General features: G+C 71.7%; 23 protein-coding genes and 1 pseudogene. 12 read left to right on the top strand and 12 right to left on the bottom strand.

Going from position 1 to position 18751, the window contains the following annotated elements:
• Nucleotides 1–57: 57 nt before the first annotated feature.
• Together A3IC_RS0131390 and A3IC_RS0131395 are read right to left on the bottom strand one after the other, a co-directional pair.
• Nucleotides 58–441, bottom strand: coding sequence for a DUF488 domain-containing protein (locus tag A3IC_RS0131390; RefSeq protein WP_020554050.1), 384 nt, complete (start codon nucleotides 439–441; stop codon nucleotides 58–60).
• A gap of 84 nt (nucleotides 442–525) precedes the next feature.
• Nucleotides 526–1161, bottom strand: coding sequence for an NAD(P)-dependent oxidoreductase (locus A3IC_RS0131395; protein ID WP_020554051.1), 636 nt, complete (start codon nucleotides 1159–1161; stop codon nucleotides 526–528).
• A 158-nt stretch (nucleotides 1162–1319) separates the two neighbouring features.
• Between A3IC_RS0131395 and A3IC_RS0131400 the strand changes: the two genes are divergently transcribed.
• Both A3IC_RS0131400 and A3IC_RS0131405 read left to right on the top strand, forming a co-directional pair.
• On the top strand, nucleotides 1320–2054 hold the full coding sequence (locus A3IC_RS0131400) for a TetR/AcrR family transcriptional regulator (RefSeq protein WP_020554052.1): 735 nt from the start codon (nucleotides 1320–1322) through the stop codon (nucleotides 2052–2054).
• Between the two features lie 130 nt (nucleotides 2055–2184).
• The gene (locus A3IC_RS0131405) at nucleotides 2185–2520 is read left to right on the top strand and encodes a VOC family protein (protein WP_020554053.1); all 336 of its coding nucleotides are present in this window, start codon (nucleotides 2185–2187) and stop codon (nucleotides 2518–2520) included.
• Between the two features lie 342 nt (nucleotides 2521–2862).
• Here the strand turns inward: A3IC_RS0131405 and A3IC_RS0131410 are convergent, their stop codons facing one another.
• The gene (locus tag A3IC_RS0131410; protein ID WP_020554054.1) at nucleotides 2863–3414 is read right to left on the bottom strand and encodes a GNAT family N-acetyltransferase; all 552 of its coding nucleotides are present in this window, start codon (nucleotides 3412–3414) and stop codon (nucleotides 2863–2865) included.
• Between the two features lie 313 nt (nucleotides 3415–3727).
• Here A3IC_RS0131410 and A3IC_RS0131415 point away from each other — a divergent pair, with 313 nt between their 5' ends.
• Genes A3IC_RS0131415 through A3IC_RS71510 form a run of 3 tightly spaced genes read left to right on the top strand, consistent with a single transcriptional unit; the run spans nucleotide 3728 to nucleotide 5587 of the window.
• A complete protein-coding gene (locus A3IC_RS0131415) occupies nucleotides 3728–4234 on the top strand; it encodes a methylated-DNA--[protein]-cysteine S-methyltransferase (protein WP_020554055.1) in 507 nt (168 codons plus the stop codon).
• Nucleotides 4231–4947 (top strand): 2OG-Fe(II) oxygenase, encoded by a 717-nt coding sequence (locus A3IC_RS0131420; protein WP_020554056.1) that lies wholly within the window; start codon nucleotides 4231–4233, stop codon nucleotides 4945–4947. Before A3IC_RS0131415 ends, A3IC_RS0131420 begins: the two co-directional genes overlap by 4 nt.
• 1 nt (nucleotide 4948) lies before the next feature.
• Nucleotides 4949–5587, top strand: coding sequence for a hypothetical protein (locus A3IC_RS71510; RefSeq protein WP_245599716.1), 639 nt, complete (start codon nucleotides 4949–4951; stop codon nucleotides 5585–5587).
• Between the two features lie 21 nt (nucleotides 5588–5608).
• Here the strand turns inward: A3IC_RS71510 and A3IC_RS0131435 are convergent, their stop codons facing one another.
• Nucleotides 5609–6079 carry a hypothetical protein gene (locus A3IC_RS0131435; RefSeq protein ID WP_026218969.1) on the bottom strand — a complete coding sequence of 157 codons (471 nt, stop codon included), beginning with the start codon at nucleotides 6077–6079 and terminating at the stop codon, nucleotides 5609–5611.
• A gap of 9 nt (nucleotides 6080–6088) precedes the next feature.
• Nucleotides 6089–7030, bottom strand: coding sequence for a TIGR03620 family F420-dependent LLM class oxidoreductase (locus A3IC_RS0131440; RefSeq protein WP_020554059.1), 942 nt, complete (start codon nucleotides 7028–7030; stop codon nucleotides 6089–6091).
• Nucleotides 7031–7272: 242 nt separating this feature from the next.
• On the opposite strand from A3IC_RS0131440, the gene A3IC_RS0131445 reads away from it, so the two are divergent.
• Both A3IC_RS0131445 and A3IC_RS57540 read left to right on the top strand, forming a co-directional pair.
• The gene (locus A3IC_RS0131445) at nucleotides 7273–7839 is read left to right on the top strand and encodes a TetR/AcrR family transcriptional regulator (RefSeq protein WP_020554060.1); all 567 of its coding nucleotides are present in this window, start codon (nucleotides 7273–7275) and stop codon (nucleotides 7837–7839) included.
• 82 nt (nucleotides 7840–7921) lie between these two features.
• Complete coding sequence (locus A3IC_RS57540) at nucleotides 7922–8452, top strand: NUDIX domain-containing protein (protein WP_052173893.1); 531 nt, start codon at nucleotides 7922–7924, stop codon at nucleotides 8450–8452.
• A gap of 158 nt (nucleotides 8453–8610) precedes the next feature.
• Here the strand turns inward: A3IC_RS57540 and A3IC_RS0131460 are convergent, their stop codons facing one another.
• Nucleotides 8611–9216, bottom strand: coding sequence for a hypothetical protein (locus A3IC_RS0131460; protein WP_020554061.1), 606 nt, complete (start codon nucleotides 9214–9216; stop codon nucleotides 8611–8613).
• Nucleotides 9217–9559: 343 nt separating this feature from the next.
• Between A3IC_RS0131460 and A3IC_RS0131465 the strand changes: the two genes are divergently transcribed.
• The 4 genes from A3IC_RS0131465 (at nucleotide 9560) to A3IC_RS0131480 (ending at nucleotide 12883) form a co-directional block, all read left to right on the top strand.
• Nucleotides 9560–10138: a TetR/AcrR family transcriptional regulator gene (locus A3IC_RS0131465; RefSeq protein ID WP_020554062.1), complete on the top strand. Its 579-nt coding sequence runs from the start codon at nucleotides 9560–9562 to the stop codon at nucleotides 10136–10138.
• Nucleotides 10139–10280: 142 nt separating this feature from the next.
• Complete coding sequence (locus A3IC_RS0131470; RefSeq protein ID WP_020554063.1) at nucleotides 10281–11519, top strand: cytochrome P450; 1239 nt, start codon at nucleotides 10281–10283, stop codon at nucleotides 11517–11519.
• Between the two features lie 199 nt (nucleotides 11520–11718).
• On the top strand, nucleotides 11719–12150 hold the full coding sequence (locus A3IC_RS0131475) for a DUF732 domain-containing protein (protein ID WP_158696161.1): 432 nt from the start codon (nucleotides 11719–11721) through the stop codon (nucleotides 12148–12150).
• 283 nt (nucleotides 12151–12433) lie between these two features.
• Nucleotides 12434–12883 carry an RICIN domain-containing protein gene (locus tag A3IC_RS0131480; protein WP_020554065.1) on the top strand — a complete coding sequence of 150 codons (450 nt, stop codon included), beginning with the start codon at nucleotides 12434–12436 and terminating at the stop codon, nucleotides 12881–12883.
• A gap of 80 nt (nucleotides 12884–12963) precedes the next feature.
• Here A3IC_RS0131480 and A3IC_RS0131485 read toward each other — a convergent pair whose 3' ends face one another.
• The 3 genes and pseudogenes from A3IC_RS0131485 to A3IC_RS73715 all read right to left on the bottom strand — a co-directional run.
• Nucleotides 12964–13461, bottom strand: coding sequence for a GtrA domain-containing protein (locus tag A3IC_RS0131485; protein ID WP_020554066.1), 498 nt, complete (start codon nucleotides 13459–13461; stop codon nucleotides 12964–12966).
• A gap of 406 nt (nucleotides 13462–13867) precedes the next feature.
• Nucleotides 13868–15091, bottom strand: a complete 1224-nt coding sequence (locus A3IC_RS0131490) for a beta-ketoacyl-[acyl-carrier-protein] synthase family protein (protein WP_020554067.1) — start codon at nucleotides 15089–15091, stop codon at nucleotides 13868–13870.
• A gap of 180 nt (nucleotides 15092–15271) precedes the next feature.
• Nucleotides 15272–15709: pseudogene (locus A3IC_RS73715) on the bottom strand (LuxR C-terminal-related transcriptional regulator); the annotation flags it as partial.
• Nucleotides 15710–15897: 188 nt separating this feature from the next.
• Between A3IC_RS73715 and A3IC_RS63910 the strand changes: the two are divergent.
• On the top strand, nucleotides 15898–16737 hold the full coding sequence (locus A3IC_RS63910) for an N-acetylmuramoyl-L-alanine amidase (RefSeq protein ID WP_063744904.1): 840 nt from the start codon (nucleotides 15898–15900) through the stop codon (nucleotides 16735–16737).
• Between the two features lie 30 nt (nucleotides 16738–16767).
• On the opposite strand, the gene A3IC_RS69025 is transcribed toward A3IC_RS63910, so the two are convergent.
• From A3IC_RS69025 to A3IC_RS0131510, 3 genes are all read right to left on the bottom strand, one after another.
• On the bottom strand, nucleotides 16768–16941 hold the full coding sequence (locus A3IC_RS69025) for a hypothetical protein (protein ID WP_158696162.1): 174 nt from the start codon (nucleotides 16939–16941) through the stop codon (nucleotides 16768–16770).
• Nucleotides 16942–17084: 143 nt separating this feature from the next.
• Nucleotides 17085–17477: a DUF3037 domain-containing protein gene (locus tag A3IC_RS0131505; RefSeq protein WP_020554069.1), complete on the bottom strand. Its 393-nt coding sequence runs from the start codon at nucleotides 17475–17477 to the stop codon at nucleotides 17085–17087.
• Nucleotides 17477–18310, bottom strand: a complete 834-nt coding sequence (locus A3IC_RS0131510) for a HipA family kinase (RefSeq protein WP_026218973.1) — start codon at nucleotides 18308–18310, stop codon at nucleotides 17477–17479. The genes A3IC_RS0131505 and A3IC_RS0131510 overlap by 1 nt, the downstream gene beginning before the upstream one ends.
• Nucleotides 18311–18751: the final 441 nt, after the last annotated feature.

Genomic DNA, 18751 nt, shown 5'->3' on the forward strand with positions numbered 1-18751 from the left:
GGTGGGACGAGGACCGGTGGGGGGTACGACGACACCGCAGGAGTGTGGAGCCAGGTCCTACGGGCCCTCGCCCAGATACTCGATCAGAACCGGTACGTGGCTGTGGTCCGGGTCGCGGACGGCGGTGAGCAGGGTCAGTCGGCCCTCGCCCGCCCGGTCGAGCAGCGCGGTGCGAGCCGCGTGCGCCGGTGCGGCGTCCAGTTCGTCGCGGTAGCGGGCGTGGAAGACCTCGTCGGCCAAGCCGCCCGCGTGCCAGGCCCGGCGCAGCTCGGTGGACGGGGTCAACTCCTTGGGCCACGCGTCGAGGTGCGCGTCCGCCTTGGCGAGCCCGCGCGGCCACAGCCGGTCGACCAGGACGCGCAGGCCGTCGTCCGGATCGGCCGGCTCGTATACCCGGCGCACGGTGATGGTGGGTCCGCCGGTCGTGTCGCGCCGGGCCATCGTGCCTCCCGCTCGTGGGGGTGATTTCGGTGGCGTGTACCCGACTCGGGGCGATCTCACCGTCGGTCCGGCCCGGCGCGCGATTCAGTACGCGATGCCCACCGGTCGGCGGTAGGTCGCCGGGTCGTCCAGGACCGCGAGCATGGCGTGCGCGAGGTCGGCTCGGGCGATGGTGCTGCCGCGTGGGACGCTGCCGCCGATCCGGGTGCGGTAGGTGCCGGTGCCGGCGCCTTTGGTGAGCATCGGTGGTCGCATGGTGGTCCAGTCGGCGTCGCTGAGGGCCAGCGCGGCCTCCATGGACGCCAGGTCCGCATACACCCCCTTGAGCATCGAGCGCAGGATCGGGATCAGTGCGCCGCGTACGAACACCGAGTCCTCGCGTGGCGTCGGGCCCACCGGCGCCGCGCTGATCGTCACCACGCGTCGCACGCCGGTGTCGGCCATCACGGCCAGGATCGCGGTGGTCGCCGCCGTTGCGATGCCGGGCCTCTTGCGGTTGCGCGGTCCGATTCCGGACAGCACCGCGTCGCGGCCCTCGATCGCCTCGCGCAGCTCGGCCGGGTTCGTCACGTCCGCCCGTACGACCTCGATGTTCGGGTGTTCGAAGGCGGGTCGGGACGGCGCCCGGACCACGGCGGTGATCTTGTGTCCGGCGGCTGCGGCGTGGCGCAACACGTGTTCGCCGGTGGCACCGGTCGCTCCGAGGACGGTGAGCCTCATGTTCTGCCTCCCGAGGTGGGTGAGTGTTCACTCACCTCTCCATGGTGAATACTTGCTCACCACTACGTCAAGTCCGGGAGACGGACCGCCCCGAACCCCCTCGGAGGCACCCGAAGCCCCCGGATCGGACCGCCCACGACGAACGGACGACCGCCTCGATGCCGCACTCGCCCCGCCCCGAACCCCCGCAGCGGGAGCCGCACTCGGCGACCCGGGGGCCGCGACAGGTCGTGCCCACCCGGCAGCGGATCCTGGACGCCGCCGAGCACCTGATGCGTACGCTCGGCCTCGCGCGGACCACGACCAAGGAGATCGCGCGCGCGGCCGGCTGCTCGGAGGCCGCGCTGTACAAGCACTTCACCGGCAAGGAGGAACTGTTCGTCGCGGTCCTCCAGGAGCGGCTGCCGCCGCTGGGGCCACTGCTCGCCCAACTCGCCGAGGAGTCGGAGGAGTCGGACGGCCCGGATGGGTCCGACGATCCCGATGGATCCGGCGGGTCCGGTGGGTCCGCGGAGTCCGGCTCCGACGGGGTCGAGCGGCGCCTGGCCGCGATCGCGACTCGGGCCGCCGAGTTCTACGAGCAGAGCATGCCGATCGCCTCGTCGCTGTTCGCCGAGCCCGCGCTGCTGCACCGCCACCGTGAGGCGCTGCGCGGTATCGGCGCCGGTCCGCATGTCCCGCTGCGCCTGCTCGCCGCCTACCTCACGGTCGAACGCGACCGGGGTCGGATCGACCCGGACGCCGACCCGGACGCGGCCGCCGCGATGCTGCTCGGCGCGTGCTACCAGCGGGCGTTCCTACGGCACTTCATGGGTATCGAGGACGGCCCGACGGTGGCCGAGTTCGCCGCGAGCACGGCTCGTACCCTGATCCGAGGCATCGCCCGCTCCTGACCCGAGGCGGACCCGGGGCCGGTACGCGGCGGACCGTGCCCGAGGCGCGGGGGCGTCATGTCGGTGTGGGCTGCGAAACTCGCGGCGAGAGGTGGACCGCAATGTCGGAGCGGCCTTCTATCGTGCGCGTATGGAATTGAAGCAAGAGATGATCACGATCGACTGCGCCGACCCGGGCACTCTGGCCGCATGGTGGGCGAAAGCGCTGGGGGTGGAGATCGCCCAGGACTTCGGCGACTTCGTGATGGTCGCGGCGCAGCCCCTGGTCCTGGGGTTCCAGCGGGTGCCGGAGGATCGGGTCGGCAAGAACCGGGTACACGTGGACTTCTCCACGTCGGACCGCCCGGCCGCGGTCGAGCGGTTGGTGGCTCTGGGTGCGACGGTGGTGGCCGAGCGCGATGCGCCGGGGCTGAATTGGACCACGATGCAGGATCCTGCGGGCAACGAGTTCTGCGTCTCGGGCTGATCGCGGACCGGCCGGCGACGCCGGTGGGGCCGATCCCGGTGCGATCGATGTCCGGCTGAGCTCGGCGGGGTGCCGCCGGGCGCATCGTCGGGAACGGAAGCCGGCACGAATACCCGGCGGCCCCGCGCTCGGGGACTGGGTGGGCCACACGTTTGTGCACAGGTAACAGGCCCATGCACACGATCCGGGTCGACGCCATCACCCCCGCGCCACGCTCACCGAGACCATGCGCGAGTGACGGGGCGCGCCCTGCCGCTCGACTCGGATTTTGCAACCACAAGCCCTCCACCGTCCCGGCGGTCGAGGGCTTGTCCTGTTCGGGTCGGGCGGCGTGGGGTTCGGTCAGGGACGGGTGCGGAGGTAGCGGCCGCGTGGGAGTTCGGTGACCAGGACCGGACGACCGTGCGCGGGAACGGTGGTGCGGCGCTCCTCGGTCATGCCCAGTTTGCTCATCACCTTCGCGGACGCGGTGTTGTCCTCGTGGCAGATGGAGACCAGGCGCGGTACGCGGGCGTACTCGAAGGCGAAGCGGAGCACCTCGAAGGCGGCCTCGGTGGCGAAGCCGTGACCCCAGTACGGGCGGGCCAGCCGCCAGCCGATCTCGACGGCGGGCATCACCTCGGGCAGGAACTCCGGTACGGCCAGGCCCGCCCAGCCCGCGAGTGCGCCGACCGGGCCCGGTTCGGCGGTGCGCAGTTCGATCGCGAACAGGCCGAAGCCGCGGGTCTCCCAAGCGAGTTCGTAGCCTGCCAAGGCGGCGGCGCTCTGCTCGGGGGTCCGCGGCAGGCCGTCGCCCACGTAGCGCATCACCTCGGGGTCGGCGTTCATCGCGGTGAGCGCGGGCAGGTCGTCGTCACGCCAGCGGCGGAGCAGGAGACGGTCGGTTTCGATCATCGGACCATCCTGCCGGAATATGACGCTCGGGCCGAGCGGTTGGGCGTGGCGGTGGCCCGTGGTGGGACCGCGGCGAGACCCGCTCCGCAACCCGAATCGACGCCCGAATCGAGCCCAACGCGATGTCCGATTCCCGCCGGACGACGCGCCCGTCATCGCGCACAGTGGAACCCGGAAGCACCTGTGACCAGTGCACACGGCAATCGGCCGGTGCACGCGACACCGGACCGGCGCGCATGGCAACCAGCCAGTACACCCGCCAACCGACCGGCACCCGGCTGCCCCCGTGCGGCCCCGACGAAAGGAAGCGCTCATGATCGTCCACACCACCCTCGACAGCCCCCTCGGTGAATTGCTGCTGATCGGCGACGAACGCCCCGACGGCACGCTCGCGCTGGCCTCGCTGTCCGTGCCGGGCCAGAAGGGCGGCGCCGCGGTGCCCGTCGACTCGCGACCGGACCCGGCCGCGTTCGCCGAGGTGGTTCGCCAACTCACCGCCTACTTCGCGGGCGCGCTGCACGACTTCGACCTGCCGATGGCACCGCGCGGCTCGGCCTTCCAGGAACGCATCTGGGACGCGATCGACGAGATCCCCTACGGCACCACCACCACGTACGGTGCGATCGCCGAGCGGGTGGGTACCTCGCGGGCGGGAGTGCGTGCGGTCGGTACCGCGATCGGGGCCAACCCGCTGCTCCTGGTCCGGCCGTGCCACCGGGTGATCGGCGCGGACGGCGCGCTGCGCGGGTACGCCGGCGGCCTGGAGCGCAAGGAGTACCTGCTCGCCCACGAAGGCGCCCTCCCGGCGCGGGTGCGGTGAGCGCGGTGGACACGCTGTTCGCCGCCGAGCCGGTGGCCGGCACGGAACTCGCCGCGCGGGTGGACGAACACGGCCATGCGCTGACCCACCGCATCCTGGACCCGGACACCTGCCGCGAGATCGCCGAGCTGTACGACCACCCGGAGCTCTTCCGGGCCACCATCGACATGGCTCGACATCGCTTCGGCTCCGGCCGGTACCGCTACTTCGCCGCACCCGTGCCCGAGCCGATCGCGGCGCTGCGTGCGTCCTGCTACCCGCACCTGTTGCCGATCGCCCGGGCTTGGGCCGAGCGTCTGGGTCGGCCCGCACCCTGGCCGGACACCCTGGACGAGTGGCTGACGATGTGTCATGCGGCAGGCCAGACCCGGCCGACGCCGATCCTGCTGCGCTACGGACCGGGAGATTGGAACGCGTTGCACCGGGACCTGTACGGCGACCTGGTCTTTCCGCTTCAGGTGGTGATCGGCCTGGACGAGCCGGGAGTCGACTACACCGGTGGCGAGTTCCTGATGGCCGAGCAGCGCTTCCGGGCCCAGTCGCGCGGCACCGCGATCAGCCTGCCGCAGGGGCACGGGCTGATCTTCACCACCCGGGACCGGCCGATCCGTTCGGCGCGCGGCTGGTCGGCGGCGCCGATGCGGCACGGCGTCAGCACCGTGCACACCGGGCTGCGCCGCACACTCGGCCTGGTCTTCCACGATGCGGCGTGAGGTGAGGTACACACTGATCGGGCCGGACGGGCGGCCCTACCGCAGTGCAACGCCCGGCACGTTGGGCGGTACCACGAACGGTCGGCTGTACGGTCGGCTGGACTGCCGCAGCGCGTTGCGGGCCATCGCGCGCGGCGGCTATGTCGCGAGTCGGGTGTTCTTCGTGGACGAGGCCGCAGCGATCGCGGCCGGGTTCCGACCGTGCGCGGTGTGCCTGCCGATGGCCTACGCCCGCTGGAAGGGCCGCCCGCCCGCACCGCACACCGACGCCGAACTGGCCGTACTGCTCGCCAGGTTGGCCGGCTGCCGGACGTTGGCGATCGGGCACGGGCGAGACCGCGCCTCGACCGCCGCGGCGCACGCGCTCGCGGCGGCCTGGCCGGGTGAGGTGGTGGCGCTCGTCTCGTGGCCCGAGCAGGCCGCCTCGTGGCTGCGTCCGGCATTGCGGCTGACCGCACAGGCTCCGGACGCGTGGGTGGTGGCGGGCGCGGCACCGGGCTGGGCAGGCATGCGTGACCGGCTGCTGCGCAGCACCGACTGGGATCCGCGACGCACGTACGCTTTCGCGTCGTTGGCGGACGCGATCACCGATCCAGGTCGGGACGACGGGCCCTGGTGGGCGGTGGCCCGGCCGGGCTGAGGCCGGCCGAGCCGATGCCGACTACCTTTTCGCGTACCGGATTTGCTCGAAGGGCCAGTGTTCGGCCAGCCAGGCGGAGACCTCGCGGTACAGCGGCTCGTCGAGTTCGGCCCGATCGGCCCGGACCCAGGAGCGCACCGCGGTGACGGCGGGGTCGTCCCGGTCCGGGTAGATGTAGACGCAGCCGATCACGTCGTAGTCGCCGGCGTTGCCACCGTTGTCGAGCACGGTGTACGTGAAGCCGGTGCGCTTGGTGAAGTCGTCGGCGTGCCGGACCAGATCGCGCAGATTCTCGTCCGCGGTCAGCCCGTCGAGCGGCGGCCAGTGGCGATCGGCGAAGCCGGGGGTGGCCCGGATGTGCTCGATGCTCGACGACCACGCGGCCAGATCGGCCCGGTTGTGCCGGGCGGCCAGCGGCTCCAGTCGGAAGGACGGTGTGCTCGGCGGCGCCGGCACGACGAATTCCGTTGGGACGAAGGTGGGTTCAGCCATGGCGGGAGCCTACGCGGCGGGGTCCGGCCGGGCGACCGCGGGTTGTCCGAATTCGGCGGTCAGCGCGGCCAACTCGCGCCACTCCGCGAGTGGCATGCGGCCTTGGTCGGAGGTCAGTACCTGGAGGCAGACGTGGTCGGCGCCCGCGTCCAGGTGTGCGCGGATTCGCTCGGCGATCGACGCGATGTCGCCGAGCGCGCACAGCGCCTCGACCAAGCGGGTGCCCTCGCCGTCGAGTTCGGCTTCGGTGAAGCCCAGCCGGCGCAGGTTGTTCACTTGGTGCCGGGCGATCCGGTAGCCGGCCGTGAAGCCGCGCGCGACGTCCACGGCCCGGGAGCGGTCGGTGGACAGGACCGCGGTCAGCGATACGGACAGGTACGGTTCCGGGCCCATCGTCTCGCGGGCCAGCGCGGTGTGCTCCACCGTCACCAGGTAGGTGTGCGCGCCCCAGGTCCGGGTCCCGGCCAGCGCCAACATTTTCGGGCCGAGCGCGGCGAGGACCCGGCGGCCGGGGCGGTCGGGCGCGGTGGCGACCAGGACGGCGGCGTCCATTTCGTCCAGGTAGGCGCCGACGGTCGCGACGGCGGGAGCGGTGTCGGCCTTGGGCATGCCGGCCACTTCCCCCTGGCCTGCGGCGCGATGACCGCCCAGGCCCAGGACGAAACGGTCCGGATACGCCTCGTTGAGGGTGCGTTCCGCGGCGGCCGTCAGGCGCGGGGTGCGCTCGGACATGATCGCGATTCCGGTGGCGACCGGGAGCGTACGGGTCGCGGCCAGCAGGAGTTGGGCGTGCGTGGTGGCCTCGCGGCCGATGCCCTCGCCGACCCACAGGCCGCCGTAGCCGAGCTCCTCGATCTCGGCCGCCGCCTCGCGTACCGCGCCGGCCGGTTGCCCGTCGAACGCGAAGGTCCACAGGCCGAGCCGCCCGAGGGCGGCCTTGTCGTGCGTCATCGGATTCCTTTTCGTTGTTGCCGTGGGTGGGGGCTGCCGTGGATGGGGTTGTTGTGGGTGGGTCGGGTGCCCGCGCTGTCGCGCGGGCCCGCCGGTTGCGGCGCCGGTTGCGGTTCCGGTCCCGGCGCGCGGCCATGCCCCGGGCACGGCTCCGCCTCGACCCATACGGAGGCTGCCTCCGGTTTGCTTGCCCCACCATATGGAGGCAGGCTCCGTTTGACAACGTCCGAGAGGAAACGCCGATGACCCGACCGATGCGTGCCGATGCCCGCCGCAACTACGAGCGACTGCTCGCCGAGGCCCGTGTGGTGTTCGCCGAGCACGGCGTGGACGCGTCGTTGGAGGACCTCGCCCGCCGGGCCGGGGTCGGCATCGGCACGCTGTACCGGCACTTCCCCACCCGCGACGCGCTGGTCGAGGCGGTGGTGCGGGACCGCTACGACGGCCTCACCGCGCGAGCCGAGGCGTTGCGCGACACCGAGGCCGCGCGCGACGCGTTGGCCACGTGGCTGCGGCTGCTGATCGAGGGGGCGGGCACGTTCCGGGGAATGAGCGCGACGCTGATGAACACACTCGCCGACGAGACCTCGGAGCTGTACGCCTCCTGCCATGCGATGCGTGCCGCCGGCGCGGACCTGCTCACCCGCGCCCAAGCGGCCGGCGAGGTCCGCCCGGACATCGACACGGACGAGCTGTTCACCCTCGCCCACGGCATCGCCTGGGCCCACGAGCAGCGCTGCGGCGACGACCCGGAGCGCCTGCCCGCACTCGTCGACGTGGTCGTCTTCGGCCTCGCCACGCGTCCCTGAGCCGAGTGCCGCACCCGGCGACGGCGAGCGGGTCGGGACCCGTTCGGCCGGTGGGACGGGGGCTGGGTCAGACTTCGTGGTCATGGACATCCAAGCGGACGGCTACGCGGACGGCCTTGCGAAGAGCGGTGCGGACCGCCGGACGGACGGTGGCGCGAACCGGGGCGCGGCGGGCGGATTGACCACCGCCGCCGGGGCGTTGTTCTTCGACGGCGAGGGACGTGTGTTGCTTGTCGAGCCGGACTACAAGCCCGGGTTGGAGTTTCCCGGTGGGATCGTCGAGCCGGGGGAGTCCCCGTGGGCGGGCTGCGTTCGGGAGGTTCGGGAGGAGTTGGGGATCGCCCTGGACGGGCCGCCGAACCTGCTCGTGGCGCAGTGGGTGGCACCGGTGGACGGCCACCGTGGGGGGATGCGCTGGTTGTTCGACGGTGGCGTGTTGAGCCCGCGTCGGCTCGCCGAAATCCGGCTCCAAGCCGACGAGTTGCGCGCCTGGCATCTGCTGACGCCGGACCAGGGAGCGGCGGCGATGCCGGCGGAGCGGGCCCAGCGGCTGCGAGCCGCGCTGCGGGCGCGGGGCAGCGGCCGGGGGATGTACGTGGAGGCCGCGGGCTGACGGGCGCTGCGCCGAGCGGGTGGCGGGTCGATCGGGTGGTCGGCTCGGGCAATTCGCCGGCCGCGTTGCTCAAGGTCGCGGAGCGGCGTTCGGCACGGCGGCGGTTGGTCTCGGCGGGCTGATCGGGTGGTTGCTCGGGTGCTTTGCACCCGGGCCGCTCAGGGTTGCGGAGAGGTGTTCGTCACGGCCGTTGTGAGTACCTGGATCAGTGGGATCGGTGCGTTGTCGGCCGCCGGCGGGTGTACCAGGAGTGTGCCGTCGGCTGCGATGCCGAAGCAGCCGCCGGCACGGTCGGTGAGGATGGCCTCGTCGGGGTCGAGCAGGATGGGCGGGCCCGCGCGGAGGATCGGGGTGTCCGGGGTCAGGCCGGCGCGCAGTACGGCCGCGCGCAGTGCGTTGGCGCGGCCCGGGTGCGAGTTGCGCAACCAGATCTCCTGAGCCTGTACGGCGCCGCGTTCCAGGAACGGCCGACCCGCGTGGTCCAGCGAGAACAGGTCCAGGACCGGTCGACGCCGATCCACGACGCCCGGCTGCCGGCGGGTGAGCCGGGACAGCCCCCGCGCGGGCAGGTATCCGAAGACCGGCAGCGCCGCGATGCCCCGGCTGTCGAACTCCGCCGCCGTCGCGGCGAGGAGCGACTCGATGCGTTCGATGATCCGGGCCCAGTCCGCGGGTCGACGCGCGGCCGATGTCACGCCGGCTCCGGCCGCCGGGTCCGCCAACCGCTGCCGCTCCGCCTCGATGCGCGCGTCGAAGTCGCTCATGGCGGCAACCTATCGGCGCGAACCCGACGACGGGCGGCCACGGACGCCGCCGAATCGGGGCCTCGGCCCGGCGGCCCGACCCCGCCTACGTGCGACGGCCGCCCCTCCTCGGTCGGGCGGCCCGGCCGCCTGGGTGCGGCGCCCGACCCGGCCTCGGTTCGGCCCCCGCTCGGCCCCGCCGCGTCCTGCCGGCTCGACCGTCAGTCCGGCCATCCCCCGTCCTGGCCGAACGGCAAGTCACTTTCCTTGTGAACTACCGCGCCGAGATGAAAATTGACGCCCTATCAGCCTTGTCGATTGGCAGAGGTCGACGTATGTTCATGCCCAACAGGAAGGGGGACCCGTGGCGATCCCGGCACCCGAGGACACCTATGACAAGGTGCTCCAGGCGGCAGAGGAACTGTTCGGCGAACAGGGCTTCGCCGGCACCTCGCTGCAGGCCATCGCCGACCGGGTCGGGGTGACCAAGGCCGCTCTCTACTACCACTTCCGCACCAAGGACGAACTGCTCGACGCCCTCCTGCGCCCGGCCCTGAACGAGCTGGACCGAGTGTTGGAGGTCGCCGAGAGCAGGCGCGGCACCACCGCTCGCCAGCGCCTGCTGTTCGAGGGCTACGTCGACTTCCTCATCCGGTATCGCACCCTCGCCGTCATCCTCGATCGGGACGTCGCGATCGGACGCCACCCCGCCATCCAGCCCCGACTCGCCTCGATCACCGCGCGGGTGCGCGAAGTCCTCGACGACGTCGACGACTCGATCGAGTACCGCGTGTCCACGGCCGTGGCGATGGGCGGTATCTACTCCGCCGTCGCCGCCTTCCCGGAACTGCCCGACGACGAGCTCGGCCGCATCCTGCGCGGCGTGGTCCGCAAGCTCCTGGGCCCGCGTCGCAGGGCACCGAGCCCGGTCGCCGGGACCTGACCGGCGGCACACCGCCGGCCCACCACCGGTACCGGTACGCAGCACCGCGCCATCGCCCCACCGCACCACCGCGCTTCCCGGCACTCGTCCCCGGCCGGTTCCCGCGGCGACCTCGCACACCCTCGGCAACGGGAGTTCCACCATGACGTGTCCGGTCCTCGACCACGGCTTCGACCCCACCGACCCCGACCTGTACACCACGCGCATCCCGCTCGACGAGTTCGCCGAGCTGCGCAAGACCTCGCCGGTGGTGTGGGTCCCGCAGACGCCCGAGGTGTCCAACTTCGGCGACGACGGCTACTGGCTGGTCACCCGGCACGCGGACGTCAAGGAGGTCTCCACCAAGCCGGAGATCTACTCGACGAACAAGAACACGGCGATCATCCGGTTCGCCGAGGGCATGGACATGAGCAACATCGATGCCCAGAAGCTCATCATGATCAACATCGACCCGCCGGAGCACACCCGGCTGCGCAGCATCGTCCAGCGCGGCTTCACGCCCCGGGCGATCAACGCGCTCCAGGCCGCGCTGACCGAGCGGGCCGCGCAGATCGTGCGCGACGCCAAGCTCAAGGGCTCCGGCGACTTCGTCACCGAGGTCGCGTGCGAGCTGCCGTTGCAGGCGATCGCGGAACTGATCGGTGTACCGCAGGAGGACCGCAAGAAGATCTTCGAGTGGTCGAACAAGATGCTCGGCTACGACGACCCGGAGTACGCGGAGTCCACCGAGGTGGGCGCGCAGGCCGCCGCCGAACTGATGCTGTACTCGATGGGCATGGCAGAGGAGCGCAAGGCGTGCCCGGCGCAGGACATCGTCACCCGGCTGATCACCGCCGAGTCCGACGGCAGCCTGTCCTCGGACGAATTCGGCTTCTTCGTCCTGCTGTTGGCGGTCGCGGGCAACGAGACCACGCGCAACGCGATCACGCACGGCATGCTCGCCTTCTTCGACAACCCCGACCAGTGGGAGCTGTACAAGGCGGAGCGGCCGGAGACCACGGCGGACGAGATCGTCCGCTACTCGTCGCCGGTGATGTCCTTCCAGCGCACCGCGACCCAGGACACCGTTCTGGGCGGCCAGGAGATCAAGGCGGGTCAGCGGGTCGGCATCTTCTACAGCTCGGCCAACTACGACGCCGACGTGTTCGAGAACCCGATGAAGTTCGACATCACCCGCAACCCGAACCCGCACCTGGGCTTCGGCGGCGGCGGCCCGCACTTCTGCCTGGGCGCATCGCTGGCCCGGATGGAGATCAACCTGATGTTCAACGCGATCGCCGACGCGATGCCGGACATCACCAAGGCCGCCGATCCCCGGCGTCTGCGCCACGCGTGGATCAATGGGATCAAGGAACTCCAGGTGAACTACACGGGCCGGTAGCCCACCCGAACTCGGCCGGAGCCACGCGTCGTCGTTCCGGCCGAACACGACGGGCGCCGTCCGCTACGGGAGCAGCGGGCGGCGCCGTCATGGTGCCGGGCGGCGGCCCGGCGCACGGATGGATCACGACTCGGTGAAGGACGCCCGTGCGGGTGGTCGGAGGGCGTAGCCTCCGCCGCATCCGACTGTGGGGAGTCCCGTGAGCAATCAATCGCCGCAGCCGCGCCGACGAATCGGCAACCGTGTCGTGGGGGCATGTGTTGCCATCGTCCTGGTGATCGGCGCCGCCGTGTTCGTGGCAAGTCTGGTGCAGGGAAAGGCAGACGGCGACGCGGCGGGTCCGGCCGCGGCCGGACGGGCCGACTCCTCGCCGGCCGACGGCAGTCGCTCGCCCACCGACGCCAGGTTCGTCGCCGAACTCGGCCGCTCCGCGCCGCAACTCGTGGGCCCCAAAGCCGACTTGAACGTGCTGTTGAGCATGGCCAACGTGTCTTGCGGATGGGTCCAGATGGGCAAGGGCCGCGAGGAGATCGCCAACCGCATCATGGGCGTCACCTACACGCGCGACGAGGCACTGGCCATCACCGACGCCGCGATGACCGGGTATTGCCCGAACGGGGGGCGCAAGTAGGGGCGTTGCACGTGGTAGCCCACTCCGGTGCCTCCGGTTCGTCGGCCCCGCCGTCGGCGTTCGCGAGGCCGGTGTGGTCGCGCGCCCGGATAGGGCCATCTGCTCGTCGCTTTTTGGGTGTGCGTCCTCGGGCACGGCGACGTCGAACCGGGCGACTCCGGGTGATCTGCCGGAGCGATGTGCCGCCGATGACGCGATCGGCCGGTAGCCGGCGCGCGAGGTGTGGGTGCGGCGTGCGAGGGTGACTCGTTCAAGATCGGTGGAGCCTGGCAAGGGGTGCGACGTGGGTGGCTTTGACGAGGGCGTGTATGTGCTGCGGAATGTGCACAGCGGGCTGGTCCTCGAAGTCGAGGGTGGGCGGACCCACAGCGGGGCCAACGTGTGGCAGGGCGCGGAGGACGGTTCCGCCGCGCAGCATTGGCGGATCACCGCCGTGCACGCGGGCGGTGCGGTGTACCACGTCGAGCACGTGGCCAGTGGAAAGCGGCTCGACGTGACCGGGGCCTCGGAGGAGAACGGGGCCAACGTTCAGCTGTGGCGGGCGAACAACTTCGGCGCGCAGGAGTGGATCCTGGAGCAGCACGCCGACGCGCCGGGCCGGGTCACGCTGGTCAACTACGTCAGCGGACTGCTCCTGGAGGTGGCCGACGGCAGTACCGAGCCCGGCGGGAACGTACGCCAGTGGGAGGACACCGACCGCCTCTCGCAGTGGTGGGCGCTCGAACCGCGCTGACCGCTGACCGCGCCGACTGCCGACCCGCCGACCGCGCCGACGGAACACAGCCTCGGAGCCGTCGTCGTCCCGCCTCGCGCCTACGCGGCGGCCACCAGGTGGGTGCGCGCGAGCGCCGGCGCGACCGGACGCGGGCGCGCACCGGGGCGGGTGAAGACGAACAGGCGCAGCACCACGAACCGGCCGATCCCGGCCAGGCCGGACGCGCCCAGATAGACGCCCTGTTCGACCAGGACACCCGCCCCCGGCGCCGCCGCGTGCAGGCCGAGCACCGCGGCCGTGGTGAACAGGTAGGCGACCAGCGCGCTGAGCGCCGACTGGCCGTGGGCGCGCAACCCGGCGCGCCCGCCGCCGAAGGTGAACCGGCTGTGCAACTCGGTGGCGGCCACCGTGGAGACCACGGTGACGAACGCGTTGGCGACCGCGATCGGCATCGTGCCGGAGAGCACCACCAGCGCACCCGAGGAGGCGATCCCGGTGCCGCCGCCGAAGACCACGAACCGCGCGAACGCGGCGATCGAACCGGACTTCCCGGCCCTGCCGCCGGCTGCGTTGTTGCTCTTCCCCGTGGTCTTCATGTCCTTCAGCCTAGAAACGAATGAGGCCAGAGACGTTCCTGATTCACCAGGTGCGCGCGAGGTGTTCGGCAAAAACATGGCGGTTCGCCGAAACCCTTCTCCCGCTTGGCCTCCGGGCACGCCGCCCCTCGGTGCGGGACGGCCGTGTCGCCCCCCAGCGTGCTGGAAGACCGACGTCGACCGCACCCGATTTTCGCCGCCGCGACGTGTCCGCACGGAACGGTTGTCGGCCCGCCTCCCGACTTCGTCCTCGCCCGCTTCGGCCCCGCTCCGACCGGCCAAGGCCCGCCCCTGCCCGCCTGGCCCCGTGCGTTCGCGACGCGAGCGCAGGCGGCATGCGACGACCCCGGTCGGTGCGTCGGGACGCGGGGACCGGGGTCGGGCGGGCGCGGTGATGGCGCGGCGGCTAGTTCGCCGAGGTGAAGACCAGGGCCGCGTTGTGGCCGCCGAAGCCGAAGGCGTTGGTGACGGCGACGTTCAGGGGGCCCACCCGGGGCTCCTTCGCGACGACGTCGAGGTCGATGTCGGGGTCCTGGGAGTCCAGGTTGAGAGTGGCCGGGACGACGCCATCGCGCAGCGCCGCCACCGCCGCGACCGCGCCGATCGCGCCTGCCGCACCGCACAGGTGGCCGAGCATCGACTTGATCGCGGTGACCGCCGCGTGCGTACCGATCGCCTCGGTGATCGAGGCGGCCTCCAGCGCGTCGCCGCCCGGCGTCGAGGTCGCGTGCGCCTGGATGTGGTCCACGTCCGCGCCGGTGACGCCCGCTTCGGCCATCGCCATCCGCAGCGCCCGGACCTGGCCCGGCCCGTACCCGGCGGTGATGTGGTTGGCGTCCGAGGTCACTCCCGCGCCGGCCAGGTACGCATGCACGGACGCACCGCGCGCCGCCGCGAACTCGGCCCGCTCCAGGACCACCAGCGCGGCCCCCTCGCTCATCACGAACCCGTTCCGCCCGGCGTCGAACGGACGCGATGCCGCGGCCGGGTCGCCGTCGTACGTGGACAGCGCCCGGGCCTGGGCGAAGCCCGCGATCGGCAGAGCGCCTATCGTCGCCTCCGCCCCACCCGCGATCACCACGTCGGCGCGGCCGAGTCGGATCAGGTCCAGGCCGTACGCGATCGCCTCCGAACCCGACGCGCACGCGCTGACCGGGGTGTAGGCGCCGGCCCGAGCGCCGAACTCCATGCTGACCTGCGCGGCCGGCCCGTTGGGCATCAGCATCGGCACGGTGTGCGGGGACACCCGGCGTACGCCGGACGCGGCCAGCACGTCGTGCTGCGCGAGCATCGTCATCGCGCCACCCATGCCGGTGCCCACCACCACGGCGAACCGTTCCGGGTCGACCGCCGGCGCGCCCGCGTCCTCCCACGCCTCGCGCGCCGCCACGAGTGCGGCCTGCTGACACCGGTCCAGCCGCCGCGCCCGGACCCGGTCGAGCACCGTCTCGGGGCAGACCCGCATCCGTCCGGCGATCCGCACCGGCAGGTCGGCCGCCCACGCGTCCGCCAGGGTTTCGATTCCCGACTCGCCCGCGAGGAGGGCCGCCCACGTGGACGGTACGTCCCCGCCCAACGGCGTGGTCGCACCCATCCCCGTCACCACCACATCGGTCTTGCCGAGCGTCATAGAACGCACCCCAGCTCTGTCGAAGCATTGTGGAAACACGACACGGGTGACCCACCCGCGCACGCGTATGGGCCACTTGATCCGCAACGCTGTCAGGGAAAAGGCGGCGCGCGGGTATCGACACCGATAAAGAGGACGTCCTATTACTTGTCGAGTCCCGACAACCGACCGGTAACCGGCTCAGCCCCGTAAATACGTCAGAACAGCCAATACCCGCCGATGATCGTCGGCCGCGGGCGGCAGATTCGGCTTGGCCGGGACGCTCGCGATGTGCGTGGACACCGCGGCCTCGCTGACCACCAGAGCCCGGGCCACGCCCGCATTGGAGCGTCCTTCGGCCATCAGTGCGAGCACCTCCCGCTCGCCCGGCGTCGCCCTGGCCGGCGGGTCGCGCCGCCGGGTCGCGCCGCCGGGCCGGCGACTGGCGGATCACCTCGGGATCGACCACCATCGCGCCGCCGGCGACCCGCTCCAGCGCGGCCGTGAATTTGGTCACGTCGCCGATGCGATCCTTGAGCAGATACCCCGTACCCACCCCGTCGCGGGTGTCCAGCAGCAGCTCGTCGGCGAACGCTGTTCGATGTGCCGGCTCAACACCGACACCGCCAGGTCCGGGCGCACCCGCTGGAAGGGGTTGGGCGGCCTGGGCGGGTTGGGGGTTGGGGGTCGCGGGTTGTGCGGCGACATTATGAGTGGCTTCGTTCCGATCGGCTCGGCTTTTCGGAAAATTGCCGAAAAGCCGGCGAACCGCCGCGACCATGGGCATTTGCGACTCGTCCCCCGACCTCGATCACAGGGAGACCGCCATGGCCTGGTACCCGGGAGCCACCAAGCGCGAACTGGAGCCGGAATCCGACGCGCAGCCCGCCATCCGCCCGACCCAGTTGATCTTCCACTCGATCGCCGCGCCGTGGTCGGGCGAGCGGATGTACGAGTACTGGCGCGACTCGACCAACCTCGAATCGCACTTCGGCTGCGCGTACGACGGCGGCCTGTGGCAGTACATCGGCACCGAGACCCGAGCCGACGCCAACGCCTCGGCGAACCGGCGCCCGGACGGCACCGGCGCGGTCAGTTGCGAGAGCGCGAGCAACCTGGAGCACACCGACCCGTGGACCGACGCGCAGGTGGACAGCCTGATCCGGCTCGGCGTGTGGATGCACGAGCGGCACAACCTGCCGCTGCGGGTGTGCCGGGCGTGGGACGACCCCGGTTACGGCTACCACCGGCTGTTCGCGAAGTGGTCCCTCGACGGCACCGCGTGCCCCGGTGACGCGCGGGTACGGCAGTTCCACGACCGGGTCTTCCCGGGCATCGTGGCCGGCACCGGCGGCACACCACCCGTCGACATCCCCGCCCCGCGCCCCGAGGTCGACCTGGTCGAACTGGTCGCCGCGGCACGGTCCGACCCGAGCCGCGAGGGCACGCCGGTCACCTACGTGGGCACCCGCATGGTCGAAAACGCCCTGGTCGCCGAGGGCCTGCTCGCCCGCAACCTGGCCGACGGCCATTACGGCACCGCGACCGTGAAGGCATACGCCGAATGGCAGCGCCGGCTTGGTTACAGCGGCTCGGACGCGGACGGCATTCCGGGGCGCCGGTCACTGACCCGACTGGGGGCCAAACACGGGTTCACCGTCGCCTGAGCGGGCCACGCACCGGGCGGAGTGGTGGCCTCAGACACCTCGGTCGGTGGCCACCAGCAGGCCCGTGACGATCGCCATCAGCGACCACACCAGCCACATCCAGGCCACCGCGTCGTACAGCGCGCTGTACAAACCCAGGATGGTCAGCAGCACGAGTGTGCAGACCACCATGCCCCGACTCTGTGGACCGTACGTGCGGATCATCGTCGCCTCCACCCTCGGAGCCCGGGAACGAACCGGTGTCTGGCACGGTAGCGCAGCAGCTCGCGACACGGACAGAGCGTGGCGGCCGGCAACCGTGTGGCGTTGGGGCTGCGCCTGTGCTGCCGGGTCTCACGATGTGGGTCTCACAACACCAGCAGGTCGAAGAGCCGGTCCAGGTCCGCCGCCGGATTCGCGGTCAATCCGCCGTGCACCGGTCCGGGCTGCACGATGGTGCTGCGTGGTGCGGTCAGCCAGCGAAATCGCCGCCCGACCGGCTCGGCCCCGGGCGCGCCGGCCGCCTCGCTGCCCGCACACACCAGTTCCCACGCGGCGAGCACCGCGCGCGCCTGGGTGACGTCGGCGTCCGGGTCGAGCGCGCACAGCCTGGACTGCTCGACGTGGGTGCGCGCGCCCAGGAAGTCGAACGCCTGGCTGTACAGCGCGACGCCGACGTTCAGGCACTCCCCGCGCTCCACGCGCGGCACCAGGCGGATGATCGAGTACTCGAAGAACTCCCGCTGCGCGGTCATCGTCATCACTTGAGCCAATCCGGGCGGTTCGACGGTTGTGCCGTGCCCTGCCGCGCGACCGCCTCGGGAGCGATCTCCGGGAGCCACGTGCGCGGCGCGGCGGCCCGGACGAGCAGGTGCGCGATGTACGCCTCGCGCAGCGCGGCGGGGCTGTCCAGGCCCAGTGCGCGCTCGGCGTCACCGGACTCCAGCCACTCGTCCGGGACCAGTGCGAGCACCTCGGTGAGCAACTCGCGGGTGATCCGCGGAGCCAGTTCGGCGTCCGCCTTGAGCAGGCCCGGACCGCCGAGCGCGGCCAGTACGTGGTCGGCGGCATCGAACGTACGCGTCGCGGCCGACGTCGCGGCCTGCCACGCGTGGTGGAACCACAGCGAGGCCCCGTGGTCGATCAGCCACAGCCGGCCGTGCCACACCAGCAGGTTCGGATTGCGCCACGAACGATCCACGTTCGAGGTCAGTGCGTCCAGCCACAACACGCGCGCGGCCAGCTCGGCGTCCGGCTCCCAGGTGGCGGGCGTGAAGTCGGCCGAGCCCGGCAGGAAGTCCATCCCCAGGTTCAGCCCGGCACTGGCCCGGACCAGCTCCTGCACCTCCTGGTCCGGCTCGCCGCGCACGATCACCGGATCCACCTCGACCCGCACCAGGGCAGGCACCGGCAGCCCGAGCCGACGGGCCAGTTCACCCACCACGACCTCGGCGACGAGCACCTTGGCACCCTGTCCGGCGCTGCGGAACTTCACGACGTAGGTGCCCAGATCGTCGGCCTCGACGAGCCCGGGCAGCGAACCGCCCTCACGCATCGGCGTGACGTAACGAATGGCATGGACCAGGGGAAGCATTCCCGAACAATGCCACGCCTCACATGGCGAAAAACACTCGGGTTGTGTTTGTCGGGCGGCTTGGTGGCGGGGCATGTGAGGGGCCGCGAAGTCAGGGCTTGGGGGGTGGTGCTTTTCGCGGTGCGGGCGTTGATTGCCGGGTCGGGAGGGGGACGGTGCTGTTGGGCGGGGTCGGGAGGGAGGCGGCGCTGCCGAACCCAGAGCGCGAGAAGGACGGTGCTGTTGGGCGGGGGTCGGGAAAGAGACAGCACTACCGAACCCAACCGCGAGAAAGACGGTGCTGTCGGGCCGGAGTCGCGGGCGTGGCGGGTCGTGCGCGGCCGGAGTCGTGACGGGGGCGTTGCTGCTTGTTGGGCGCCTTCGGCGCCGGCTCGCGAGGCACCGCCTTTTTCTCTCCCCCGCTTCGCTCCTCCGAGAAAAAGGCGGCCCCTCGCTCGGGAC

It is taken from the genome of Embleya scabrispora DSM 41855 (assembly GCF_000372745.1).
Taxonomy (GTDB): domain Bacteria; phylum Actinomycetota; class Actinomycetes; order Streptomycetales; family Streptomycetaceae; genus Embleya; species Embleya scabrispora.